Source organism: Acidaminococcus sp. AM05-11 (genome assembly GCF_003472805.1).
Taxonomy (GTDB): Bacteria; Bacillota; Negativicutes; order Acidaminococcales; family Acidaminococcaceae; genus Acidaminococcus; species Acidaminococcus hominis.
Genome location: NZ_QRMX01000002.1, coordinates 43,536 through 66,524, shown reverse-complemented (window position 1 = coordinate 66,524; position 22,989 = coordinate 43,536). Strand labels below are relative to the sequence as shown.

General features: G+C 54.2%; 27 protein-coding genes, 1 other RNA gene and 1 riboswitch. Of the genes, 26 read left to right on the top strand and 2 right to left on the bottom strand.

The annotated features are described in order from the left end of the window. Window positions 1–32 precede the first annotated feature (32 nt). From DW089_RS01485 to DW089_RS01445, 9 genes are all read left to right on the top strand, one after another. On the top strand, window positions 33–1,313 hold the full coding sequence (locus DW089_RS01485) for a M18 family aminopeptidase (protein WP_105325599.1): 1,281 nt from the start codon (window positions 33–35) through the stop codon (window positions 1,311–1,313). A gap of 230 nt (window positions 1,314–1,543) precedes the next feature. Continuing rightward, window positions 1,544–2,197 (top strand): DNA-3-methyladenine glycosylase, encoded by a 654-nt coding sequence (locus tag DW089_RS01480; protein ID WP_105325598.1) that lies wholly within the window; start codon window positions 1,544–1,546, stop codon window positions 2,195–2,197. After that, window positions 2,197–2,679 (top strand): methylated-DNA--[protein]-cysteine S-methyltransferase, encoded by a 483-nt coding sequence (locus DW089_RS01475; RefSeq protein WP_105325597.1) that lies wholly within the window; start codon window positions 2,197–2,199, stop codon window positions 2,677–2,679. The genes DW089_RS01480 and DW089_RS01475 overlap by 1 nt, the downstream gene beginning before the upstream one ends. 97 nt (window positions 2,680–2,776) lie before the next feature. After that, window positions 2,777–3,241, top strand: coding sequence for a pyridoxamine 5'-phosphate oxidase family protein (locus tag DW089_RS01470; RefSeq protein WP_118286674.1), 465 nt, complete (start codon window positions 2,777–2,779; stop codon window positions 3,239–3,241). A 257-nt stretch (window positions 3,242–3,498) separates the two neighbouring features. Beyond that, window positions 3,499–3,867 carry a cyclophilin-like fold protein gene (locus tag DW089_RS01465; protein WP_105325596.1) on the top strand — a complete coding sequence of 123 codons (369 nt, stop codon included), beginning with the start codon at window positions 3,499–3,501 and terminating at the stop codon, window positions 3,865–3,867. Window positions 3,868–3,869: 2 nt separating this feature from the next. Continuing rightward, window positions 3,870–4,274, top strand: a complete 405-nt coding sequence (locus DW089_RS01460; RefSeq protein WP_105325595.1) for a cupin domain-containing protein — start codon at window positions 3,870–3,872, stop codon at window positions 4,272–4,274. A 12-nt stretch (window positions 4,275–4,286) separates the two neighbouring features. Continuing rightward, on the top strand, window positions 4,287–4,607 hold the full coding sequence (locus tag DW089_RS01455) for a carboxymuconolactone decarboxylase family protein (RefSeq protein WP_105325594.1): 321 nt from the start codon (window positions 4,287–4,289) through the stop codon (window positions 4,605–4,607). Continuing rightward, window positions 4,604–5,122 (top strand): flavodoxin family protein, encoded by a 519-nt coding sequence (locus DW089_RS01450; RefSeq protein ID WP_105325593.1) that lies wholly within the window; start codon window positions 4,604–4,606, stop codon window positions 5,120–5,122. The genes DW089_RS01455 and DW089_RS01450 overlap by 4 nt, the downstream gene beginning before the upstream one ends. Window positions 5,123–5,137: 15 nt before the next feature. Continuing rightward, window positions 5,138–6,007 carry an aldo/keto reductase gene (locus tag DW089_RS01445; protein WP_118286673.1) on the top strand — a complete coding sequence of 290 codons (870 nt, stop codon included), beginning with the start codon at window positions 5,138–5,140 and terminating at the stop codon, window positions 6,005–6,007. Between the two features lie 87 nt (window positions 6,008–6,094). Here DW089_RS01445 and DW089_RS01440 read toward each other — a convergent pair whose 3' ends face one another. Continuing rightward, window positions 6,095–6,460: an ACT domain-containing protein gene (locus DW089_RS01440; RefSeq protein WP_105325752.1), complete on the bottom strand. Its 366-nt coding sequence runs from the start codon at window positions 6,458–6,460 to the stop codon at window positions 6,095–6,097. A 44-nt stretch (window positions 6,461–6,504) separates the two neighbouring features. After that, entirely contained in the window at window positions 6,505–7,116 is a 612-nt protein-coding gene (locus DW089_RS01435) for an ECF transporter S component (RefSeq protein ID WP_118286672.1), read from the bottom strand. A gap of 495 nt (window positions 7,117–7,611) precedes the next feature. Between DW089_RS01435 and DW089_RS01430 the strand changes: the two genes are divergently transcribed. The 17 genes from DW089_RS01430 to DW089_RS01350 all read left to right on the top strand — a co-directional run bounded on the left by DW089_RS01430 (window position 7,612) and on the right by DW089_RS01350 (window position 22,976). Next, a complete protein-coding gene (locus DW089_RS01430) occupies window positions 7,612–8,463 on the top strand; it encodes a ChbG/HpnK family deacetylase (RefSeq protein ID WP_118286671.1) in 852 nt (283 codons plus the stop codon). 17 nt (window positions 8,464–8,480) lie between these two features. After that, the gene (pfkB, locus tag DW089_RS01425; protein ID WP_105325589.1) at window positions 8,481–9,386 is read left to right on the top strand and encodes a 1-phosphofructokinase; all 906 of its coding nucleotides are present in this window, start codon (window positions 8,481–8,483) and stop codon (window positions 9,384–9,386) included. A gap of 15 nt (window positions 9,387–9,401) precedes the next feature. Further along, window positions 9,402–11,333, top strand: coding sequence for a PTS fructose transporter subunit IIABC (locus DW089_RS01420; protein ID WP_118286670.1), 1,932 nt, complete (start codon window positions 9,402–9,404; stop codon window positions 11,331–11,333). A 78-nt stretch (window positions 11,334–11,411) separates the two neighbouring features. Further along, window positions 11,412–11,669, top strand: a complete 258-nt coding sequence (locus tag DW089_RS01415; RefSeq protein ID WP_105325587.1) for an HPr family phosphocarrier protein — start codon at window positions 11,412–11,414, stop codon at window positions 11,667–11,669. Window positions 11,670–11,682: 13 nt separating this feature from the next. Beyond that, window positions 11,683–13,266: a phosphoenolpyruvate--protein phosphotransferase gene (gene ptsP, locus DW089_RS01410; RefSeq protein WP_118286669.1), complete on the top strand. Its 1,584-nt coding sequence runs from the start codon at window positions 11,683–11,685 to the stop codon at window positions 13,264–13,266. An 11-nt stretch (window positions 13,267–13,277) separates the two neighbouring features. Further along, window positions 13,278–14,006, top strand: coding sequence for a hypothetical protein (locus DW089_RS01405; protein ID WP_199614431.1), 729 nt, complete (start codon window positions 13,278–13,280; stop codon window positions 14,004–14,006). Window positions 14,007–14,025: 19 nt separating this feature from the next. Further along, entirely contained in the window at window positions 14,026–14,730 is a 705-nt protein-coding gene (locus DW089_RS01400; RefSeq protein ID WP_105325585.1) for a class I SAM-dependent methyltransferase, read from the top strand. Next, window positions 14,711–15,505 (top strand): Nif3-like dinuclear metal center hexameric protein, encoded by a 795-nt coding sequence (locus tag DW089_RS01395; RefSeq protein WP_105325584.1) that lies wholly within the window; start codon window positions 14,711–14,713, stop codon window positions 15,503–15,505. The genes DW089_RS01400 and DW089_RS01395 overlap by 20 nt, the downstream gene beginning before the upstream one ends. 11 nt (window positions 15,506–15,516) lie before the next feature. Next, window positions 15,517–16,440, top strand: coding sequence for a 3'-5' exoribonuclease YhaM family protein (locus DW089_RS01390; RefSeq protein WP_118286668.1), 924 nt, complete (start codon window positions 15,517–15,519; stop codon window positions 16,438–16,440). Window positions 16,441–16,474: 34 nt separating this feature from the next. Next, window positions 16,475–16,813, top strand: an RNA gene (gene rnpB, locus DW089_RS01385) — RNase P RNA component class A. 22 nt (window positions 16,814–16,835) lie between these two features. Further along, window positions 16,836–17,153 (top strand): thioredoxin, encoded by a 318-nt coding sequence (gene trxA / locus DW089_RS01380; protein ID WP_118286667.1) that lies wholly within the window; start codon window positions 16,836–16,838, stop codon window positions 17,151–17,153. Between the two features lie 61 nt (window positions 17,154–17,214). Then, a complete protein-coding gene (locus DW089_RS01375) occupies window positions 17,215–18,156 on the top strand; it encodes a glycosyltransferase family 2 protein (RefSeq protein WP_105325581.1) in 942 nt (313 codons plus the stop codon). A gap of 48 nt (window positions 18,157–18,204) precedes the next feature. Further along, a riboswitch (cyclic di-AMP (ydaO/yuaA leader) is annotated at window positions 18,205–18,326 on the top strand. A gap of 52 nt (window positions 18,327–18,378) precedes the next feature. After that, window positions 18,379–19,047, top strand: a complete 669-nt coding sequence (locus DW089_RS11760; protein WP_304485928.1) for a C40 family peptidase — start codon at window positions 18,379–18,381, stop codon at window positions 19,045–19,047. Between the two features lie 194 nt (window positions 19,048–19,241). Beyond that, a complete protein-coding gene (locus DW089_RS01365; RefSeq protein WP_105325579.1) occupies window positions 19,242–19,619 on the top strand; it encodes a metal-dependent transcriptional regulator in 378 nt (125 codons plus the stop codon). Window positions 19,620–20,091: 472 nt separating this feature from the next. Next, window positions 20,092–20,508 (top strand): GNAT family N-acetyltransferase, encoded by a 417-nt coding sequence (locus tag DW089_RS01360; protein ID WP_105325578.1) that lies wholly within the window; start codon window positions 20,092–20,094, stop codon window positions 20,506–20,508. 153 nt (window positions 20,509–20,661) lie between these two features. Further along, a complete protein-coding gene (locus DW089_RS01355; RefSeq protein ID WP_118286666.1) occupies window positions 20,662–21,360 on the top strand; it encodes a response regulator transcription factor in 699 nt (232 codons plus the stop codon). 23 nt (window positions 21,361–21,383) lie between these two features. Then, complete coding sequence (locus tag DW089_RS01350) at window positions 21,384–22,976, top strand: ATP-binding protein (RefSeq protein ID WP_233547524.1); 1,593 nt, start codon at window positions 21,384–21,386, stop codon at window positions 22,974–22,976. Window positions 22,977–22,989 lie beyond the last annotated feature (13 nt).

Sequence of the window (22,989 nt, the reverse complement as noted above, 5' to 3'; positions counted from 1 at the left end):
ATTATTTCGAGCCAATTCAAGGAGGAATTCCCATGAAACAAAGTACAAAAGCTCTGCTTGACTTCATCCAAACCAGCACGTCCCCTTATCATACGGTACAAACCAGCGAAAAGCTGCTGCAGGACAACGGCTTTGAAGGCCTGTCCCTGACTGAAGACTGGAAACTGGCCGATGACGGCAAGTATTACGTAAAGATTTTTGATTCCGCCCTCATTGCCTTTCGTACCGGCAAAGCCGGGGAACGGGGCCTGAAGATGGCGGCTGCCCATACGGACTTCCCCTGCTTCCGGCTGAAACCGGCTGCGGAAATCAACACCAACGGATACGGGACCCTGAACGTAGAAGGCTACGGCGGCATGATTGTCAGCACCTGGCTGGATCGTCCTCTGGGCTTGGCCGGCAAGATTGTGACCCGTACGGACAAACCCTTTGCTCCCAAGGTACACCTGGTGGACTTCAAACGGCCGCTGCTCACCATGGCCAACCTGGCCATCCATATGAACCGGGAAGTCAACGACGGCTACAAATGGAATAAGCAAAAGGACGTGCTGCCCCTGGCTACCATGCTGGGTCAGGACGAAAAGGATCCCCATTTCTTCGTGAACTTCCTGGCCGGGGAACTGGGCTGCAAAGCCGAAGACATTCTGAGCTTCGAACTGTCCACCTATCCCTTTGAACAAGGCTGCACCTTCGGCTTGAAGGACGAGTTCATCTCTTCCGCCCGCCTGGACAACCTGACCTCCTGCTTCGCCTGCCTGACCGGCATCATCAACAACGAAGGCAGCGGCATCCGGGTGGCTGCCCTGTTTGACAACGAAGAAGTTGGTTCCAAGACCAAACAGGGTGCCGATTCCCTGGTACTGGACCACCTGCTGCGCCGGGTGTACAAGGCTTTGGGCTTTAATGAGGAAGACCTGTTCGAGGACCTGGCTTCCGGCTTTATGCTGTCCGTGGACGTGGCCCATGCCCTGCATCCCAACCATGTGGACAAATGCGACATCACTAACAAACCTGTGCTGAACGGCGGTCTGGTACTGAAACAAGCCTGCTCCCAGTCCTACGCCGGTGACGCTGAAGCTGTTGCTATTGTAAAGGGCCTGTGCGAAGCCAACCACATTCCCTGCCAGCTGTTTGTGAACCGCAGTGATGTGAAGGGCGGCTCCACCTTGGGCTCCATGGCCTCTGCCCTGACCCCCATCCGCACCATGGATATCGGCGTGGCTCTGTTGGCTATGCATTCTGCCAGAGAAACCATGGGCGCTGATGACCAGGATGCCATCAACGCATTGCTTACCGCTTTCTATAACGGCTGAGAACGGCAAAGCGGAGAGGGACTCCATAGCAGCTGGGTAAATTTTTTACCAACTGTGCAAAAGAATACCCACCTGAACACTGGGAAAAATGACAATATCCCCATTGTAAGGCTTCGGCCTGGCAGTGGGGATATTTTTTGGCAATTTCCTCTTATTTTTCCCTGATTCCAAGCTATGTTTTTCAGGGCTTTATGCTAGAATAAAAGCATAGAGAAACGGGAGGGATGGCCATGTTATATCCTTACGGCGAAAAAGAAATCAGCTATCTGAAAAGCAAGGACAAGAAACTGGGGGCGGTCATCGACCAGCTGGGCCATTTGGAATGGGAAGTGATGCCCGGCTTGTACAGCGCTGTGGTCCATCACATTGTGGGGCAGCAGATTTCCGGCAAGGCCCAGGCTGCCATTTGGGGCCGGCTCTCGGCAGCCGCTGGTACTGTCACCCCGGAAAACGTGGCGGCCCTGGGGCAGGAGAACCTCCAGGCCCAGGGGGTCTCCTCCCGGAAAGCCACCTACATTTTGGAATTTACTCAAAAGGTGCTCAGCGGAGAATTTGACCTGGAAGCCTTGACGGAGCTTCCCGACGAAGAAGTCATTGCACGGCTTAGCTCCCTGAAGGGTATTGGCCGGTGGACCGCGGAAATGCTGCTGCTTTTTACCCTGCTGCGGCCCAATGTGCTGAGCTTTGACGACCTGGGCATCCAGCGGGGGCTGCGCATGGTCTACCGCCACCGCCGCATCGATAAGAAGCAGTTTGCCCGGATTCAAAGGCGTTTGTCCCCCTACGGCTCCGTAGCCAGCCTGTACTTTTGGGAAGTGGCCGGGGGCGCCATTCCGGGGCTGACCGATCCGGCACCCAAGAAAAAGAAAGAGGCGAAGAAATAATGCAATATACCTGGAACTATTCCTCTCCCCTGGGGGAAGTGGTGCTGGCCGCCAATGGGGACAAACTGGTGGGCCTGTGGTTCAGCGGCCAAAAGGCTTTTGGCAGTACTTTGGCAGAAAACCGGGAGGAAAAACTGGTGCCCGTGCTGCAGGAAACCTGTACCTGGCTGAATACGTATTTTGCCGGCAAGCAGCCAAAAACAACACCGGCTCTGGAATTTATAGGCACGGCGTTTCAGAAAAAAGTCTGGGAGCAGCTTCTGCAAATTCCTTACGGCAGCACCGTTACCTATGGTCAACTGGCCAAAGCCTTGGGGAAACCTAAAGCCGCCCGGGCCATCGGGGGTGCCGTGGGCAGCAATCCCATTTCCCTGGTAGTGCCCTGCCACCGGGTTATTGGCACGGACGGAAGCCTGACCGGCTACGCCGGGGGCCTTGAACGGAAAACGGCTTTGCTGAAGCTGGAAGGAGCCCTGAAATAATTCCCAGGACCCCTTGTCAGGAAATTCGCAAGGAGTATAATACTAAGACAGTAGGATTACTATATATTAGAAAGAAAGTTTAAGGAGAGTAAAACTTATGTACGAAATGCGACGGAAAGATCGGCAGATTCCCAACGAGGAAGCCATTGCTTTGTTGAAACAACAGCAGTATGGCGTCCTGTCCACCATGGGCAGGGACGGGTATCCCTACGGCGTGCCCATTTCCTTTGTGTACGAGGATCCCGGCCTGATCACCTTCCATTGTGCTGTGGAAGGGCATAAAATCGACAACCTGGCCTATTGCTCCAAGGCCTGCTTTACGGTCGTAGGCCCTACCGAGCCTCTGCCGGAGCAATTCAGCACCCGGTATATTTCCGCCATTTGTTTTGGTACCCTGCGGGAACTCACCGGGGAAGAAAAGGTTCAGGGCCTTTTGAAGTTTGGCACCAAGTACGCACCCCAATTTCTGGAAAAGGGCGCCAAATATACCCAGGCCGCTAAAGACAGAACCCGGGTCTATGAGATGCAGGTAGAGCAGCTTACCGGTAAGGCCAGACGCTAAGACAGCAGAAAAAATACGGCTGGAACCGCAGCAGAGCCAGACAGAAGGAAGCCTCCTTTTGCCTGGCTTTTTTGCGCTGAAAAATGGCGTTTTTGGCAGGGAGTCCGCTGAAACTTCCATGCATAAATTGTATAACGCTTTATAAAATATAGGCCTTTTACATACGCCTGCAAAAGGATTATAGTGTACTTGTAAGGAAAAGGAAGCCTGTCAGGCTCCTTTCTTTCTGGCAAATCCTCAAGAAAGCGGGATGCAGCATGACCGAAAAAGAACGCAAAATCAAAATAACGGCAGGGAAACACGTTCTCGTTGCCAAATTGCAGGAAAACGAAGCTGTCCGGGCGCTGTGGAACAAATTGCCCCAGACCTATTCCATGCAGAATTTATATGAACGGGAAATGTGCTTCCGGATGGGAAAGGGCAGCCTGCCTGCCAAAGAAGCCAAGTATACCGGCTACAAAATTGGCGATATTTCCTATTGGCCGCCCCGGGGCAGCCTGGTGATTCTCTATGCCCAGAATGGGGAAATCTTTGAACAGCAGCCCATCGGGCACATTGCTGATGACGTAACGTTTTTCAAAAACCTGGGCGATACCAAAATCAAATTTGAAAGGGTGGAGGAATAATCATGAAAGAACTCAGCGTATTTCCTATTGGCAAGACCAATGATGCCTATGCCAAATATTTTGTAGGACAAAGCTACCTGTATCCCATTTCCAAGGAGCAGGTGCATATTTCCAACGTAACCTTTGAACCGGGCTGCCGGAACAACTGGCATATTCACCATGCGTCCAAGGGCGGCGGCCAGATTCTCATTGTCACCGCCGGCCGGGGCTGGTACCAGGAATGGGGCAAACCTGCCCGGGAACTGAAGCCCGGCGATGTGGTGAATATCCCCGAAGGAGTGAAACACTGGCACGGCGCTGCCCAAAATGAATGGTTCCAGCACCTGTCCATTGGCGTTCCCGGCGAAAACAGTTCCACCGAGTGGCTGGAACCCGTAGCCGCTGAAGACTATAACAAGTTGAAATAGGAGGAAGCAATCATGGCAAAAGTCACTGCAGGCAAAGATCAATTGGGAGACTTTGCACCGGAGTTCGCCCATTTGAATGATGACGTTCTGTTTGGGGAAGTTTGGGCCCGGGAAAAAGAACTGCCCCTGAAGACCCGGAGCATTGTTACGGTAACGGCGCTTATGGCCAGCGGTGTGCTGGACAGCTCCCTGAAATTCCATATTGCCAAAGCCAGGGAAAACGGCGTAACCAAAGAAGAAATGGCGGAAATCCTCACCCAGGCTGCTTTCTACGCTGGGTGGCCCAAAGCCTGGGCCGCCTTCCGCTATGCCAAGGAGGTCTATGCCAAGTGAATATTGTGGTGCTTAACGGCAGTCCCCGGCCCCACGGCAATACCGCCTTCCTGGTGGACGCCTTTAGAGAAGGAGCCCAAGAAGCCGGTCATACCGTGACCGTGCTGCCGGTGGCCTCTATGAAAATTGCCGGGTGCTTGGGCTGTGAGTACTGCCACGGCAGGGGCCAGGGCAAGTGCATCCAAAAGGACGACCACCCCCAGGTTATCGCAGCCCTAGGGCAGGCGGAGCTGCTGGTGCTGGCCAGTCCCATCTATTTTTTTGAGGCTTCGGCCCAGCTGCTGGCAGCCATCCAGCGGATGCACGCCACCGGTATGCCCCGTACCATCCGGGACAGCGCACTGCTTCTTAGCTCCGGTTCTCCCGGGGTGTACGCTGCGGTAGAAACCTGGTACAAAAACGTATTTATCGACTATCTGGGGTGTCGGAACCGGGGCATTTTTACCGCCGCCGGCAGCCAGAACAAAACTGAGAAAATGCGGCAGAAGCTGTATGACTTCGGCCGGAACTTATAGAAAGAAGGAATTACGATGATTTTTGACGAAACCTTACAGCTAGCCAATGGGGTACACATTCCCGTATTTGGTTTGGGTACCTGGTTTATTGAAGACAAAGACGCAGCAGACGCCGTCCGGGCCGCTGCGCAAATCGGCTACCGCCTGTTTGATACGGCCCAGGCCTACGGCAATGAAGCCGGGGTAGGGGAAGGCATCCGCACCTGCGGCATTAGCCGGGATAAGCTGTTTGTGACCAGCAAGGTGGCCGCAGAACACAAGGATTACCAAAGCGCCAAAGCGTCCATTGACGCCACCCTGGAAAAAATGGGTCTGGACTACCTGGATTTGATGATTATCCACAGCCCCCAGCCCTGGAAAGTGGTAAACCAGTCGGAAAACCGTTATTTTGCAGAAAACGTAGAAGTCTGGAAAGCCCTGGAAGATGCTTATCTGGCAGGGAAACTCCGGGCCATTGGCGTGTCCAACTTCCTTCAGGAAGACCTGGACAATATTATCAAGCATTGCGGCACCAAACCTATGGTGGACCAGGTCCTGTGCCATGTGGGCCATACCCCGGCAGCCCTCCTGGACTACTGCAAGACCCAGGGCATCCAGGTGGAAGCCTACGCCCCCATTGCCCACGGAGCAGCCATGAACATTGGCGCCGTGCAGGAAATTTCCCACAAGTACAACGTAACCGTGCCCCAGCTCTGCCTGCGCTATGACCTGCAGCTGGGTACGGTGGTGTTGCCCAAGACGGCAAACCCCGACCATATGAAGAGCAATGCCGCGGTGGACTTTACCATCAGTGACGCCGATATGGAAACCTTGAAAAACGTCCATTATGACGATTACGGCGCTGCCGGCAAATTCCCCGTTTTTGGCGGGAAATATAAAGGCTAAGAATTGGCCTTGAAAAAATAAAAAGGAAGAACGGCTTCAGGTACTCCTCAAGCTGTTCTTCCTTTTTTGTTGACCATAGGCGGCTGGCTACAGAATCAGGTAGCCTGCCCCCGCCAAAACGTCCAGGGCCTTCGTAAAGTTTTCCTTCTTAACCAGGATATAATCCGTATTGTAGGTGGATACGGCGAAAATGCCAATGTGATTTTCGGCCAGAATTCCGGACAGTTTGGATAAAATGCCCATCAGGGAAAAATCCAGGACTCCCTGGATGCGGAAAGCCTTCCAGCCATCATCCCGGGGTTCCGCTGCTGCCGGTACATCTTTAGTCAGACAGACCAGGGACAGTTCCTCGTCCGTTTTCCCCACAAAATAAAAATCACTGGACAAAGGCAGCTCCTTGGGAGAAGCCACCTTGCAGACCGTCAGGTCGTAGGGCAGGGGTTTTAGTTCCAAAGCCACAGTCATACTCAGCATCCTTTCTTCATTCAGGTTTATCGTTAGCGATTTTTGTTGATCAGGTCCGCCAGGGCTTTGCTGGATTTTTTGAACAGCAGGAAGCTCACCAGGGATACAATTCCGTATTTAATCAGGTTAAAGGGAAATACCGTCAGCAGCAGAAACCCATTGAGAGAGTGCACGAAAGGGTTGGTGGCGGAGCCCATTTTCACAATGGTATCTAGGGAAATCCCAAACATCTTGACGTACAGGGGCAGGGCCACGTACCGGTTGGCCAGCACCGCAAACAAGCTGGCAAAGCCCGTACCCAACAGCAGCGCAGGAATGGCACTTTGGGTGGTGCGGAACTGGTGGTAGAAATAGGACGCCGGCAGCACATAGGCCAGGCTGCAGAACAGGGCCATCCATTCTCCCACAAAAGCCGTACTGCTGCCGGTGAGAAACACCTTGATGAGAATCTTGATCAGGGCTGTCAGAGCAGCTGCACCGGGCCGCAGAAAAAAGACCGCCATAATCGCCGCCACATCGGAAATCTCAAATTTCATATACGCCGGGGCAAAGGGCAGCGGAAACTCGAAAGCCATAAGCAGGGAGGACAAAGCCCCCAGCACCCCTATAAAGACCCGGGAACGGGTTTTGTATTCGTTGATCATGCGTAGCGCTCCTTGGTGCGTTTTCTCAGTGCTCCTATCCCAGAGTACTGATATGGAATCATTATAGCACAGATTTCTGCTAAATTGGCTGCGGTTGTAGGGAAACCAGGAACAACGGAGAAAAACTGCTGTTAGGGGAGCTTTTACTAAGAAACGAATGGCCAGCTGCAACACTTTTGCCTGACCAGCCTTTCGGTACTGTCCCAGCCAGGTGCCTATTTTCCCACAAAAAAAGAACGCAGCAAGCCCTGCGCCCTTCTGGCCATGAAGAAGAGAGTACTCCCCAACAAGCTGCTGGTCAACAGGTCCTCATCAGGGTCCAGTCTTCTTCTATTAATAGAAATATTACAAAACAAGCACGTTCCTGTCAAGCTACTAACAAAATTGACCAATTTGCTGGAAAGCCTGCATCGGCTTTTCGTTTCATAAGTGACAAGCTCCTCATTTTACGATACAATAGAATATCAAGTATTCAAATAAGGGCAGGCTTAGATTATGACCAAAAAGTTGATTGTTAATGCCGACGATTTTGGCCGGCATTCCTATATTAATGCGGCGGTGCGCCAAGGGGTGGAGCAGGGGCTTATCCGTTCTGCCACGGTAATGGTTACCGGGGAAGCCTTCCAGGAAGCGGTGGATATTGCCAAAACCCACCCGGAACTGGGACTGGGCATCCATTTCACCCTGGTAAACGGCAAACCGGTGCTGCCAATTAGGGAGATTCCGTCCCTGATTGACCCCAAGACCGGTGAATTCTTCCCCAGCCACAAGGAGTTTGTGAAGCAGTATCTCAGCGGCAAGGTCCGCAGAAGTGACGTGAAAAAAGAATGCAAGGCCCAGCTGGAAGCTTTTTTGGCCACCGGCCTGCGTCCCACCCACGCTGACAGCCACCAGCATATGCACGTGCTGCCGGGAATCATCGACATTATCCTGAGCCTCTGCGAAGGCTGCGGGGTAAAACGGGTGCGGATTCCCGCCATTCCTGTGTCCCTGCTGGCCACCCGGAAAAGCAACCTGGGTGAGCAGGTGGGCCGTATGGGCCTTCATCTGCTGGCAGAGCGGGCCCAGTCCAAGGCCAAGGCCAGGGGCTTTCTTACCCCCGATTACTTTGGCGGCATTGTGGCCGGGGAGGCGGTGGACCTGAGCAATTTCCGGACCATTCTGCTGCAGCTTCAGGAAGGCACCACGGAAGTGATGCTGCACCCGGGCACGGACAACGCAGTGCTCCAGCCAGCTATCCAGTGGGACCACGATTTTGAAGCCGAACTGACCGCAGTAACAGCGCCCCAAAACCTGGACCTGGTGAAAAGCCAGGGGATTTCCGTAATTAATTTCACCGATTTATAAGAACGCGAGGAACTTTTATGATTTATACCGTAACCTTTAATCCCAGCCTGGATTATGTGGTGACCGTGCCCCAGTTTCAGGTGGGGAACATCAACCGGACCCAGGCCGAGGAAATTTTCCCCGGGGGCAAGGGCATCAACGTGTCCATTATTCTTACCCACCTGGGAGTTTCTACCAAAGCCCTGGGCTTTAAGGCCGGCTTTACCGGGGACGAGATTGAACGCCTTTTGGCACAGTACGGCATTCCCGCAGAGCTGCTGCCGGTAAGCAGCGGCTTTTCCCGGATAAACGTCAAGGTGCGGGGCAGCAAGGAAACGGCCATCAACGGCCAGGGGCCCCAGGTGTCCCCAGAGGATCTGTCCCGGTTGGAAGCCCAGCTGGACCAACTGACCCCAGAGGATATGCTGGTGCTTTCCGGGGCCAAGCCCAGCGGCGGGGCCGATACCCTGTACTGGGACCTGACTGCCAAAATGGCGGCAAAGCAGGTCCCCTGCGTAGTGGACGCCACAGGTGAGCTGCTGAAAGCAGCCCTGCCCGCCGGTCCCTTCCTGATTAAGCCCAACCGGGAAGAACTGGAAGAACTGCTCCAGCGGCCCCTGCCAACCCGGCAGGACTTGGTTGACGCGGCCCTGGAACTCCAGCGGCTGGGAGCCAGAAACGTTTTGATTTCCCTGGGAGCTGGCGGTGCCCTCCTGGTGGATGCACAGGGCGTGGTGCATACCAGCGCCGCTCCCGCCGGCACTCCCGTAAACACCGTGGGGGCCGGGGACAGCATGGTAGCTGGTTTTTTGGCTGGCTACCAGAAGACCCAAGATTACACATATGCCCTGCGCCTGGGGATTTGTGCAGGCTCGGCTACGGCTTTTGCCATGGGCCTTGCCACAGGCGACGCCATTGAACAACTGATGCAGGAATTGCAGTAACGAAAGGAAACCAGCATGCAAATTACTGATTTACTGAAACGGGAAAGTGTAGAATTAAACGGAAGCGCCGCTTCCAAAAAAGACGTATTGGAACAAGTGATCGCCCTGATGGTGAAACAGGGAAATATTGCCGACCCTGCCGAATACACCCGCAAGGTGTTCGCCCGGGAAGAAGAAGGAAGCACCGGCGTAGGGGAAGGGGTAGCCATTCCCCATGCCAAGACCCCGGCAGTGACCCGGCCCGGCCTGGCCTTCCTGCGCTGTCTGGACGGAGTGGAATTTGACTCTCTGGACGGCCAGCCGGCCAAACTGTTTTTCCTGATTGCTGCTCCGGATACCGAAGACAATGTGCATCTGGAAGTGCTGAGCCGGCTGTCCACCCTTTTAATGGACCCGGATTTTATTGACGCCCTGCTGGCAGTGCAGGATGTGGACGCGCTCTACGCCCTGATTGCCAAGGCAGAAGCTGAGAAATTCCCGGAAGAAAAGGCAGAGCCGGAAGCCCCTGCTGCCAGTCCTGAAGCTGCTCCAGACGAAAGCCCAGCCCCAGAAACCCCGGCACTCCAGATTCTGGCAGTGACTGCCTGTCCCACCGGCATTGCCCATACCTACATGGCTGCCGAAAGCCTGGAACAGCACGCCAAAAAACGGGGCATTTCCATTAAAGTAGAAACCAACGGCCAAAGCGGCGTCAAGCACGCCCTGACCGCCGAGGAAATTGCCGCTGCCCAGGGCATCATCGTAGCAGCGGACAAATACGTGCCCATGAACCGCTTCAAGGGCAAACGGGTGGTCATCGTGAAAGTAGCCGACGGCATCAACAAGGCTGACGAGCTGTTGGACCGGGCCCTGTCCGGCACTGCCCCTGTTTTTGAAGGGGAGACCGGCGGTCCCGAGGCCGAAGGCACCCAGGAAGAAAGCGGCGCCAGACGGGTGTACAAGCACCTGATGAACGGTGTTTCCCATATGCTGCCCTTCGTCATTGGCGGCGGCATCTTGATTGCCCTGGCTTTCTTGTTTGATATGGGCGCCGCAGGTACGGCCCAATTCGGCAGCAGCACGCCCCTGGCAGCCTTCTTCAAGCAAGTGGGCGGCCTGGCCTTCAGCTTTATGATGCCCATGCTGGCCGGTTTCATTGCCGCCAGTATTGCTGACCGTCCCGGCCTTTTGGTAGGCTTTGTGGCTGGCGCCATGGCTTCTACCGGGGGCAGCGGCTTCTTTGGCGCCCTGGCTGGCGGTTTCGTGGCCGGCTATCTGATTCTGGCCCTGAAAAAATGCCTGGGTTTCCTGCCGGAATCCCTGGAAAATATCAAACCCATTCTGCTGTACCCGGTGCTGGGCCTGATTATCATGGGCGGTCTTATGGTGCTGGCCATCAATCCTGTCATGGGTCTGGTAAACACCTGGGTCAACGGTACCCTAAGCGCCATGAGCGGCTCCAGCAAGATTCTTATGGGGCTGATTCTGGGCGGCATGATGTCCATCGACTTTGGCGGTCCCCTGAACAAGGCGGCCTACGTTTTTGGTACGGCTTCCCTGGCGGGTGCCAACGGCGCGGCTGTGTCTTCTCCCTTTATGGCTTCCGTCATGGTAGGGGGCATGGTGCCTCCTTTGGCCATTGCCGTGGCCTGCCTGCTGTTCCCTAAGAAATTTACAGAGAAGGAACGGAGCGGTGCTGTGTCGAACTTTATCATGGGACTTTCCTTCATTACCGAAGGGGCCATTCCCTTTGCTGCCGAAGACCCGGTGCGGGTAATTCCTGCCTGCGCCATCGGAGCAGCCCTGGCAGGTGCCCTGTCCATGTTCTTTGGCTGCACCCTGCCTGCACCCCACGGCGGCATTTTCGTTCTGGGGGTTGTACAGAACTGGCCCATGTACCTGGTTTCCCTGGCTGCTGGTACGGCAGCGGGCGCCGTTCTGTTAGGTTTCCTGAAGAAAAACGTCTAGTAATGGTATAATAGCAATAACAGAGAACGCAAAAGCTAATAATTATTTCCGGCCCAGCCGGAGCAAGGAGTGGAGATTATGGTTCAATTTACGTATACGATTCAAGATCCTCAGGGGATTCATGCAAGACCGGCAGGTCTTCTTGTGAAGGAAGCTGCTAAATTCCAGTCTAAGAGCACCATGACCGGCAACGGCAAAACCGGTGACCTGAAACGGATTTTCGCCGTTATGGGCCTTGGCATCAAAGCCGGCATGGAAGTGACCATCGCTGTGGAAGGTCCGGACGAAAAGGAAGCCGCCCACGCACTGGAAACCTGCATTCGTGCCAATCTCTAAGGGGGTGCAGCCCATGTTCTTAATCGAGGGAAAAGGCGCTTCGGAAGGTATTGCCGTAGGTCCTCTGCTGGTAAAACCCGCCAAGGCCCAAAGCTCCGCTTCTCCTATCAGCACCCTGGCGCCGGAGCAGGAAGTGGCCCGGTTTCAGGCCGCCCGGCAGCAGGTTCTGACCAATCTGGAAAAGCTGCGGGTGAAAGCCCAGGCGGAAGCCGGGGAAGAAGAAGCCGCCATTTTTGAAGTGCACCAACTGATGCTCCAGGATCCGGACCTGAACGATGCCTGCGAAGCCCTGATGGTCCAGGACCATCTGACTGCCGAAGCAGCCGCCCGGGAAGCCACGGCCCAATTTGCGGCCATGCTGGAATCCATGGACGACGAATATATGCAGGGACGGGCTGCGGACGTGCGGGATATCGGCGGCCAACTGGACGAACTGCTGACCAGTGGCAAGGATTGGACCAGCCTGCTGACCCGGCCGTCCATCATCTACGCCGATGACCTGACCCCCAGCGAAGGCAGCAGCAATTCCCATACCTCCATTTTGGCTCGGACTATGAAGATTCCGGCCATTGCCCACACCGGGCAGAACCTGACGGAGGAGCAGAATGGAATTTTGGCCGCCATGGACGGGGGCAGTGGCGCCCTGTTCCTGGAGCCTGACGAAGGCATTCTGAAAACCTTTAAGGAAAAGGCGGAAATCCTTTCCGGCAAGGCCCACGAGCTGGATCAGTTCCGGGGCCGGCCCACCATGACCGCCAGCGGCAAGGGCATCGCCCTGTACGCCAACGTAGGGGGACCGGAAGATATGCCCCTGGTCCGGGAAAACGATGCCGAAGGCGTTGGCCTGTTCCGCAGCGAATTCCTGTACCTGGGCCGGGATACCTTCCCCACGGAGGAAGAACTGTTCACTGCCTACCGGGATGCGGCGGTGGCCATGGAAGGCCGCCGGCTGATTATCCGTACCCTGGATATCGGCGCTGACAAGAAGGCGGGCTATTTTGACCTGCCGGAAGAAGCCAACCCTGCCCTGGGCTTCCGGGCCATCCGGATTTGCCTGAAACGGCCGGATATTTTCTACACCCAGCTGCGGGCCATTCTCCGGGCGTCTGCCTACGGCCAGGTAGCTGTCATGTTCCCCATGATTACCTCCGTGGACGAAGTCCAGGCCTCTAAGGAACTGCTGGAAGCAACGAAAATCAAACTGGCCCAGGAAGGGATTCCTTTTAACCCTGACCTGGAAGTGGGCGTCATGATTGAGACCCCTGCTGCAGCCCTGATCAGTGAAGACCTGGCGCCCCTGGTGGATTTCTTCAGCATTGGCACCAACGACCTGGTGCAGTACACCCTGGCGGTGGACCGGCAGAACGCGGCCCTGGAAGACTTGGCCAATCCGGCCCATAAAGCCGTTTTAAAGCTGATCCAGGCCACCATCTACAACGGTCACAAAGCCGGCATCTGGGTGGGCATCTGCGGGGAAGCCGCAGCCAACCCCGACCTGATTCCGCTGTTTATCACCATGGGTGTGGACGAGCTGAGCATGGCTCCTGGCCGGATTCTTCCTGCCCGGAAACTGATCTGCTCCCTGACCGTTGAGTAGTGAGGCGCGGCATGATCAATCTGGATTTCAAGAAAGCCGTGGACCAGGCCATTGCCGCCCACAAGGATAAACGGGTGCTGTCCTTTTCTTATGAAGGACAGGACTACTTTATCAAACGAAAAATTTCCAACCACCGGAATGCCTTTGCCAAACAAAGTGTGGAAGGCGCCTTCTGGTGCGAGGTTTATAAAATTATGACGGTGAACCAGTATTTTCCCCTGGCACCGGAAATTGCCCTGCTGCAGGACGACTATTTCGTCATGAAGGCAGTGGGCAAGACCATGCAGGGCGTGGCCAAGGAAGCCCCCTGGCAGGACTGCCGGGACCGGGCCTACAAACTGGCCGGCATTTCCCTGGCAAAACTCCACGAAGTGGGGCTGCACCACGGCCGGCCGGCACTCCGGGACATTGCCTACAATAAAGAAACGGATACCATTACCTTTCTGGATTGGGAAAATGAAAAGCGCTTCATCGAAGCAGACCCCCGGGTGCTGGACCTGATTCTGTTCGTCCACAGCTGCCTGAGAGAACATTGGCCGGACAACCATTTGCTAGATGAAGCCCTCAAGGGCTATACGGTCAGTTTTACCGGCCGGGAAATGGTGCGGGGTGCCAAAGCCCTGATTAAAAGCCACCCCAAAGCTTTTTCCCTGTGCAAGAAACTCCGGGTCTTTGGCTGGCGGGACGTAACCAGCCTGGACGATACCCGGAAATACCTGGAAGAGATACCCCTGGCCTAGCCAGGAAAAGGAGAACCCTATGCATTTTGGTGCACGGCTGGAAACAGTCGCCCGCAATATCCCGCCCTGCAGCAGCTTTGCCGACATTGGTACGGATCATGCCTACCTGCCGGTGCTTCTGCTCCAGCAGTGCAAAATTGAAAAAGCCGTGGCCGGGGACGTGGTGCCCGGGCCCTGCGAGGCTGCCCGGAAAACCGTCCATAGCTTTGGCTTCACTGGCAAGCTTGACGTTCGCCTGGGCTCCGGCCTCACTGTGGTGCAGCCTGGGGAGTGCCAGGTGTTTGCCATCTGCGGCATGGGGGCGGGGACCATGGTCCAGATTTTGGACGAGTCCCCCCAGGTGTGGCAGCATCCCAGCTGCCAGGCTCTGGTACTCCAGCCCATGAGCGACAGCGCCCTTTTGCGGCACTGGTGCGAGCAGCATGGCTGGGCCATAGCGCACGAAGACCTGGCCCAGGAAGGGGAGCGTCTGTACGAGATTCTGGTACTGAAACCCCAGCCCGGCTGGAAGTATCCCGGCACCTGCTATCTGGTGGGTCAGGACCTGGTTGACCAGCACCATCCCCTGCTGGAGCCCTTTGTGACCCAGCTGCAGGACAAGTATCTCAAGCTGCTTGCCAGCATGGAAAAAAGCCCTCGGGCCATCCATACGCCCCAATACCGGGAATATCAAGAAACAGCAAAACAATTGGAGGAGATTTTACGTGGAAACAACGGTAACTGACATTTGTATTCTCATGAACGAATTGGCACCGGTCCATTATGCCGAAAGCTGGGATAACCCTGGCCTGCTCTTGGGTCACCTGCCTGCCCCTGTGCACAAGATTCTGGTTGCCCTGGACCTGATGCCCGAAGTGGCCGAACAAGCCATTGAAGAAGAAGTGGACCTGATTATCACCCACCATCCCTTCTACTTCCATCTGCCCAAAACCTTGGCGGTTACGGACACCAAAATGGAAGTACTGTACGAACTGATTAAACACGATATCGCTGTATACGCTGCCCATACCAACCTGGATGCAGCCAAAGGCGGGGTTAACGACGTGCTGGCTGCCAAGCTGGGCCTGGAAGATGTCCAGGAAATTCCCCGCAAGGACTGCCCCGAACAGGGCCTGGCCCGGATCGGCGTGCTGCCCCAGCCTATGGAACTGGCTGACTTTGTCGCCCTGGTGCGGGACAACCTGGGTGCCGAGCACCTGACCTTTGCCGGTGGGGACGAACCCGTCTTCAAGGTAGCCGTAGTAGGCGGCAGCGGCAGTGACTTCATGGAAGATGCCCTGGCAGCCGGCGCTGATACCCTGGTTACCGGCGATGTGAAGTACCACGTGGCCCAAAAGGCTGTAAACCTGGGCCTGAACATTGTCGACGGCACCCACCAGCTGACGGAAATGCCCGTAATCGATGCCCTGGAAGAACGGCTGAAAGCCTGGGGCGCTGAAAACGACCGCCATTTTGAAGTCATCCGGGCTCACGAAGACCGGCTGCTTCAGAACGTGTAAGGGGTGCGCCCATGATTAAGGATCTGCAATTGGGAAATGCCATGGAACAGCCTTGTCTGGTCCGCCTGCAAAAGATTGGCACTTCCTCCAATGGCAAGGCCTATGCCAAGGGCGTGCTGGAAGACAACAGCGGCTCTGTTCCCTTTATCTGTTTTGAAGCCGGTCCCATCAGCCGGCTGCGGAGTCTGACCGCTCCGTCCCCCTGCCAAATCTCAGGGAAGGTGGATATCAACAAATATTCCAACCAGATGGGTCTTCAGGTCATCGTCCACGAGGTAGCCTCCGTGAGCCCCGATATGGACCTGTCCGTGCTGCTGCCCAGCGGGAATATCGACCTGGACCAGCTCACCCTGGAGCTAAAGACCTGGATGCGACGGATTCAGCACCCGGGCCTGGAAAAACTGGTGCACACCATTCTTTCCGGGGATACCCTGACCCGTTTCCTGCGCAACCCAGCCGGTACCCGGCTGCACCACGCCTATGTGGGCGGTCTGCTGCACCACACGGTTTCCATGACCAAACTGGCTGCCGCCATGGGCAGCACCATTGGGGACGTGGATATGGACCTGATTATTGCCGGAGCCCTGCTCCACGACGTGGGCAAAATCCGGGAAATCTCTGGGGAAATTGGCTTCCCGTACACCACCGAAGGCCGCCTGATGGGGCACATCTCCATTGGCGCCATGGCCGTGGACCGGGCCGCCCGGAAGATTCCGGAAATCAGCCCGGAGCTGCGCCAGAAGCTGCTCCACATTCTGCTTTCCCACCATGGAGATCAGGAAAAAGGTTCCCCGGTGCCCTGCGCCACCAAGGAAGCCTTCATTGTTCACTACGCAGACGAAGTGGATTCTGTAATGAATCAATTTCACCAAAAAGAACGCCCGGACAGCTGGGAGTTCGACAAAATGTTACAGCGGTATCTGTACAAAGCTTGACGGAAATCGGTACCTATGGTACAGTGTTCTAATGTGAGTGTGAAAGATAATCGCGGCAGCGTAACAGCTGATGAGGAAAGTCCGAGCTCCGCAGGGCAGAATGCTGGATAACGTCCAGTGGGGGCGACCCTAAGGAAAGTGCCACAGAAAACAAACCGCCGGCTTGCCGGTAAGGATGAAACGGTGCGGTAAGAGCGCACCAGCAGTCAAGTGATTGGCTGGCTTGGTAAACCCCATTCGGAGCAAGACCAAATAGGGAAGGGATGAAGCGGCCCGCTGATCCTTCCGGGTGTGTCGCTTGAGCCTGCAGGCAACTGCAGGACTAGATAAATGATTATCACATACAGAACTCGGCTTAGTGAGCACTCACATCCTATTTTAAGGAGGTTATAACCATGGAATTACTGCATATTGGTGATAAAGCTGGTTTTGATGTGCTGATCCAAAAAAGCGAGAAACCCGTGATGGTGGACTTTTGGGCTACCTGGTGCGGTCCTTGCCGGATGCTGGCTCCTGTAATCGAAGAATTGGCCAACGACTATCCTGAGGTCCAGGTTGCCAAACTGGACGTGGATCAGGTGCCGGAAGTGGCCCAGGAATTTGGCGTTTCCGCCATTCCTACCGTCATCGTCTTTAAAGGCGGCCAAACGGTGCAGCGCTTTGTTGGCGTACAGCCCAAGGAAGTCTTTGAACAGACCCTGAGAACTTTATAATTTGCAATAACGCGGCTGCCAACGGCAGCTGCACAAGGTATTCTAAAGGAGAAAGACAAGAATGAAGAAGGTTTCCTTTGTAGTTCCGGTCTTTAACGAACAAGAGAATATCGGGGAATTCTACAGGCGCATTACGAAAGTAATGGCGCCTTTTCCTTATGACTACGAGCTTTTGTTCATTGACGATGGTTCCTCAGACCGGAGCCCCATTTTGCTCCAGGAACTGGTGGACAAGGACTCCCATGTCCAAGCCTACCTGTTTGCCCGGAACTTTGGCCACCAGCTGGCTCTTACCTGCGGCCTGGACCATGCCTCCGGAGATGCGGTGATTTCTATGGACGGAGATCTGCAGCACCCGCCGGAAATGATTCCCCAGCTTCTGAAGCTATGGGAAGAAGGCTGGGAAATTGTCCAGACCGTACGCCTCACCACCGAAGACGCCAGCTTTTTTAAGCGGTTTACCTCTAAGATGTACTACAAACTCATCAATACCATGTCCGAAGTCCGTATTACCCCCGGCGGCTCCGACTTCCGCCTGATGGACAAAAAGGCCGTACAGGCCTTCCGGCTCTACCGGGAGAGGGCCCGTTTTATTCGGGGCATGGTCAATAACCTGGGCTTTAAGGTCACCACCATTGATTTTGTGGCACCGCCCCGGTTTGCAGGACATTCCAAATTTAATCTGCGAAAAATGCTCCGCTTTGCCCTAGATGGTATCACTGGTTTCTCCCGTGTCCCTCTACGGTGGGCACTATATGCGGGATTGATTTTTGGCCTGGGTTCGCTGTTACTTTTGTTACACGTATTGTACGTAAAATACATTATTCAAGACGCTGTCCCTGGATGGACCACACTGGCCGCTGCAGAGTTCTTTTTAGGTGGTACAGAGCTCCTGGGCATCGGCATTGTAGGGGAATACGTGGGACGCATTTTTGATGAAGTTAAACAAAGACCTCTATATATAGTTCGTGAACATCTAGTGAAAAATAAGGACAAAGAATAGACAGTCCACGGCAGAATTGCTATAATGGAGTTCGGTGAAAACAACAGAATATACAAAACGCCGAATCGTAGTGATACGAGCGGGGGAACCAAAGTGGGGTTAATTTCTTCGGAATAGGGTATCTCGACCCGCACCCGGCAGCTAACCTCGTAGGCGAATCGAGAGGATGTGTTTATCATTTTTAGGAGGATGATGCTGGGAGTGATGCTCGCAGCCACAACAATGGCCGTGGCATTACCGGCGCAAAGCGTTTTTGCCAGTTACAATGTGGGTACATCAGGACCTGATGTAGCCGAGATTCAGAACGAGCTTTCCGACCTGGGCTATTATAATGGTATTCCCGACGGGGTGTATGGGGCCGATACGGCAGCCGCCGTTAAAAAATACCAGGCCAGCATGGGTTTGGAAGCTGACGGGGTGGTAGGCGATTACACCTACTCCAAGCTGATGGGAAAACGGATGCCCTCCAGACGGTCTGACTACGGTGTCAGCCGGGGCTATGGTTATGGGTATGGTGCCAATACGGGCATGGTGCGGTCTTTGATTTCCACCGCCTATGATTACGTTGGCGTACCCTATGTATTCGGTGGTACGACCCCTTGGGGGTTTGACTGCTCCGGGTACACCCAGTACGTGTTCCGCCAAATCGGGGTGGATATCCCCAGAACGGCTGATGCACAGTACTACAGCTATCCGAAAGTTTCTGCCAGCAACCTGCAGCCGGGCGACCTGGTCTTCTTTGAGACCTACGAACCGGGGCCTTCCCACTGCGGCATTTATATTGGCAACGGACAAATGCTCCAAGCCGGAAGCAGTACGGGCGTGACAGTGTCCAATGTATTTTCCGGGTATTTCGGTGCCCGCTATATCGGAGCCTGCCGAGTCCTCTAAAAGAACACAAAGCAGTGTTTATTCATGAGATTGATCATAAATCCCTGAACAAACACTGCTTTTTCCTTTATTTTCCATTGTTTATAGAATGTTTATGAACGCAGGTTTGCGTCCCGTGGATAAATAGGCTATAATATTGGTAATGCATAGAAGATTATCTATGTGCAATTCTTGACAAGAAATTAGGTGAAACCATGGAAGTACATGAAGCAGCAGAAATGTATCTGGAAACCATCCTTGTACTGAAGAATCGCCTGGGATTGGTGCGCTCCATTGACGTGGCCAACGAAATGGGCTATTCCAAACCTACCATCAGCATTGCTATGAAAAAATTTCGTCAAGAAGGTCTGGTTACGGTGGATGAATCCGGCTTTATCAATTTGACGGAAGCTGGACGTGATATTGCCGAGAGAATTTACGAAAGGCATCAGGTCCTGACCCACATTCTGGTGTCCCTGGGGGTATCCCAGGACCACGCAGAAGAAGATGCCTGTAAAATCGAACATGATATCAGCGATGAAACCTTTGCAGCCCTGAAGAAGGAATATTTACGGCTGAGGCAGAAAAAATAGGCACAAGGAATGCGGGCATCAGATTGGCAGAGGTAAAGCAGCTCTGCTGATCTGATGCCTTTTTACTTTTTGCTTATTGGTCTCCTTAGTGGTTCGCCGCTCTCCAATCAGCTGCGCCCTACGGGCTTGCTTCTTGGGCTGCTATCACATGGGTCGCATGTTCCAAATATCCCTGGTCAACTTGTAAGGATATTTGGATGCGACCGCAAAGCGTTGCGGGGCTGACTGAGGAGGTTCAACCAACTTTTTTCCAGCTGTTGACTGACGGAGTTTCACAAGCAGTTTCCAAAGCTGAAAACTTTTTCCCATATCTTCACACAATTTTCATCTTTTTGCAGTATCCTATGCAAAATGTATTTTGTATAAAAAATTTTGCTCCAGCAGGAAAAGGAATCCCATCTATTAGCTCGAATAATTACTACGGGAGTGCTGTTTAGCACGCTGCCCATTCGCAAAGGAGAGACTTACCCATATGGAATTTAAAACCTATGCTTTCCTTCCTCCAGAGGCCAAGGCCCTGCGGGAAGCCGTTTTCGTCAAAGAACAGGGCTTTCAGGTGGAATTCGATGATGTAGACAAGACCTGCACCCATGGAGTGCTTTTTGACGGAGACCAGCCTGTGGCCTGCAGCCGCTTCTTTCCTGGAGACGCACCTCAGAAGTATATTCTGGGCCGCATCTGTGTGGACAAAAGCCGCCGGGGAACCGGATTAGGCTCTGTCGTAGTGGAAGAAAGCGAAAAGGCCGTTGCTGCCCTGGGCGGTCAGTCCGTGATTCTCCACGCCCAATGCCGGGCCCAGCATTTTTACCATACCCTGGGTTACCAGGAGTACGGGCCCGTTGAAGACGAGGAAGGCGTACCTCATCAGTGGATGCGCAAAAAAATCTAAAGTATTTTTCTAAAAAACACGTCCCTTTTTGCTAAAAACAGGTATAATAAGGGGAATGTTCCGCCCTGAGGTTTTCCTTTAGGGCCCTTGGACAGCCGTAAAAGGCGGCCCATCAATCCGGCAGTTTTCTGCCAGAACAGAGGGGTATTAACTATGGAAAGACAACAAACCGTATTGATTGCCGATGATGAGGCTCAGATTCGTGAGATTTTGAGCCTGTATTTCAAAAAAGAAGGCTTTAAAGTCATTGAAGCAGCAGATGGAGCAGAAGCTCTGGTGCAAATACAGGCCGGTAAACCCGACATTATCCTGCTGGATATTATGATGCCCGTGCTGGACGGCCTGGAAGTATGCAAACAGGTCCGGAAGATTTCTGATGTGCCTATTATCATGCTCACCGCCAAAGATTCCGACGATGACCGCATCCTGGGTCTGGAAATTGGTGCGGACGATTACATCTCCAAACCCTTCAATACCCGTGAGGTGGTGGCTCGGGTCAAGGCTGTGCTGCGGCGTACCAGCCAGTCCATCTCCAGCTCCAACAAGCAGGTCCTGGAGTATCCCAACCTGATGATCAACTTGAGTGAATACAGAGTCGTTGCTTTCGGTCGGGAAATTACCTTCACCGCCAAGGAAATGGAACTGCTGTGGTGCCTGGCCTCCAACCCCGGCATCGTGTTCTCCCGGAACCAGCTCCTGGAAAAGATTTGGGGCTACACCTACTATGGCGATACCCGTACCGTAGACACCCATATCAAACGGGTGCGTCACAAACTGGATATTCCTTCGGATTCTAGCTGGGATATCATGACCGTTTGGGGCGTTGGCTACAAGTTCGAGGTCAAAAAGTGAAAAAGTCATTATCAACCAGGCTCATGTACAGTTACATGGGCCTTATTGTGGTTATTATCGTGGGCATTTCCATTGGCCTGTCTTATCTGATTACCGACTATTTCTTCAGGGCCAAGGAAGCCGAACTGAACGACAAGGGCAGCCAGGTGGCCATGATGGTCCGGTATTTCAATGCCATGGACATGGACAAGACCAACCTGCGCCAGTACCTGACCTCTATGGACCAGCTGATTGGTGCCCGGATCTGGTTGTTCAATACCCAGTACGAGCTCATTGGTGCCTCCGAATCTTCGTCCGAAGATGGCGAAGCAGCCTCTCCCTCCAACCTGGAGCGGGAAGCCAAGCGCCGGGAAAAATGGCAGAAGTCCATTACCGCCATCGACCAGCAGCTCCGGGACGGCGGGCCCCTAAGCGACCAGGTGAAGGACATCATCACCCAGGTATACCATGGTGACCGGGTGAACGCCCGGATTTTCCACCCCTATTATAAGGAACAGGTGCTGATGGTGGGTTTGCCCCTTACCGATTCCCACGGCCTTCAGACCGGCGCCATTCTCTTGGCCTCTCCCATTGGGGGCCTGAATAAGGTTCTAAAGGATATTTACCTGTACACCATTGGCGTGGGGATTATCGCCCTGATTATCAGCATGGTTATCGTCCGCAGCCTGACCAAACGCATGGTCCAGCCCCTGATTTCCATGAAAAACAGCGCCAAGGCCATAGCTTCTGGGGATTATTCCCTGAAGGTCATTGTAGACGGGGACGACGAAATTGCTGACCTGGGCCGCTCCCTGAACTCTCTGAGCCGGGACCTGGAACAGTTCGTACTGAAAACGAAAAAAATGGAAAAGATGCGCCGGGACTTTGTGGCTAACGTATCCCACGAGCTTCGGACTCCCATTACCATTATCCAAGGCTATAATGAAGCCATTTCTGACGGAACCATTACGGATCCCGAAGACATCAAAAAATACCGCAAGCTGATCAACGATGAAACCCTGCGCCTGGAGCGGCTGATTAACGAACTGCTGGATATCAGCCGGCTGCAGAAGGGAGAAGGGGAAGAAATGGAACCCATTCCCTTGGCCCAGGTAGTGGAAGCCGTGGTAAATATGCTGGAAGGCCGAGCCCATCAGCGGGACATCCGCCTGGACCGGTACCTGGACGACAGCCTGTACGTCTATGGCAACGGAGACCGGCTGTACCAGCTGGTGATGATCCTGGGGGACAACGCCATGAAGTACTCTCCGGACAGCTCGGTGATTACCTTCAAGGTCACCCAAAATCCGGACCAAAGCACCGAGCTCACTGTCAGCGATCAGGGCTATGGCATCCCCGAGGAGGACATTCCCTACATTTGGGAACGGTTCTACAAGGCGGACAAATCCCATTCCCGGCATATTTCGGGTACCGGCCTGGGCCTTGCCATCGGCCGGGAAATCATCCGGATCCACAAGGCCAAGGTCCAAGTCCAAAGCCAGGTGGGGAAGGGAACCAGCTTTGTCATTACTTTCCCGCCCTGTGACCAGCATGCGCCCCAGCCCGGCACCACCCGGGAGGCAGAAGTGGTGGAAAATGTTCACCCTCTGCCGGACGACGATACCATCGAGAAGTAAAGGAGGAATCTCC

Coding starts and splice junctions, on each gene's coding strand:
- DW089_RS01485 (WP_105325599.1), top strand. CDS start 33: ATGAAACAAAGTACAAAAGCTCTGCTTGACTTCATCCAAACCAGCACG.
- DW089_RS01480 (WP_105325598.1), top strand. CDS start 1,544: ATGTTATATCCTTACGGCGAAAAAGAAATCAGCTATCTGAAAAGCAAG.
- DW089_RS01475 (WP_105325597.1), top strand. CDS start 2,197: ATGCAATATACCTGGAACTATTCCTCTCCCCTGGGGGAAGTGGTGCTG.
- DW089_RS01470 (WP_118286674.1), top strand. CDS start 2,777: ATGTACGAAATGCGACGGAAAGATCGGCAGATTCCCAACGAGGAAGCC.
- DW089_RS01465 (WP_105325596.1), top strand. CDS start 3,499: ATGACCGAAAAAGAACGCAAAATCAAAATAACGGCAGGGAAACACGTT.
- DW089_RS01460 (WP_105325595.1), top strand. CDS start 3,870: ATGAAAGAACTCAGCGTATTTCCTATTGGCAAGACCAATGATGCCTAT.
- DW089_RS01455 (WP_105325594.1), top strand. CDS start 4,287: ATGGCAAAAGTCACTGCAGGCAAAGATCAATTGGGAGACTTTGCACCG.
- DW089_RS01445 (WP_118286673.1), top strand. CDS start 5,138: ATGATTTTTGACGAAACCTTACAGCTAGCCAATGGGGTACACATTCCC.
- DW089_RS01435 (WP_118286672.1), bottom strand. CDS start 7,116: ATGATCAACGAATACAAAACCCGTTCCCGGGTCTTTATAGGGGTGCTG.
- DW089_RS01430 (WP_118286671.1), top strand. CDS start 7,612: ATGACCAAAAAGTTGATTGTTAATGCCGACGATTTTGGCCGGCATTCC.
- pfkB (WP_105325589.1), top strand. CDS start 8,481: ATGATTTATACCGTAACCTTTAATCCCAGCCTGGATTATGTGGTGACC.
- DW089_RS01420 (WP_118286670.1), top strand. CDS start 9,402: ATGCAAATTACTGATTTACTGAAACGGGAAAGTGTAGAATTAAACGGA.
- DW089_RS01415 (WP_105325587.1), top strand. CDS start 11,412: ATGGTTCAATTTACGTATACGATTCAAGATCCTCAGGGGATTCATGCA.
- ptsP (WP_118286669.1), top strand. CDS start 11,683: ATGTTCTTAATCGAGGGAAAAGGCGCTTCGGAAGGTATTGCCGTAGGT.
- DW089_RS01405 (WP_199614431.1), top strand. CDS start 13,278: ATGATCAATCTGGATTTCAAGAAAGCCGTGGACCAGGCCATTGCCGCC.
- DW089_RS01400 (WP_105325585.1), top strand. CDS start 14,026: ATGCATTTTGGTGCACGGCTGGAAACAGTCGCCCGCAATATCCCGCCC.
- DW089_RS01390 (WP_118286668.1), top strand. CDS start 15,517: ATGATTAAGGATCTGCAATTGGGAAATGCCATGGAACAGCCTTGTCTG.
- trxA (WP_118286667.1), top strand. CDS start 16,836: ATGGAATTACTGCATATTGGTGATAAAGCTGGTTTTGATGTGCTGATC.
- DW089_RS01375 (WP_105325581.1), top strand. CDS start 17,215: ATGAAGAAGGTTTCCTTTGTAGTTCCGGTCTTTAACGAACAAGAGAAT.
- DW089_RS11760 (WP_304485928.1), top strand. CDS start 18,379: ATGGCCGTGGCATTACCGGCGCAAAGCGTTTTTGCCAGTTACAATGTG.
- DW089_RS01365 (WP_105325579.1), top strand. CDS start 19,242: ATGGAAGTACATGAAGCAGCAGAAATGTATCTGGAAACCATCCTTGTA.
- DW089_RS01360 (WP_105325578.1), top strand. CDS start 20,092: ATGGAATTTAAAACCTATGCTTTCCTTCCTCCAGAGGCCAAGGCCCTG.
- DW089_RS01355 (WP_118286666.1), top strand. CDS start 20,662: ATGGAAAGACAACAAACCGTATTGATTGCCGATGATGAGGCTCAGATT.
- DW089_RS01350 (WP_233547524.1), top strand. CDS start 21,384: ATGTACAGTTACATGGGCCTTATTGTGGTTATTATCGTGGGCATTTCC.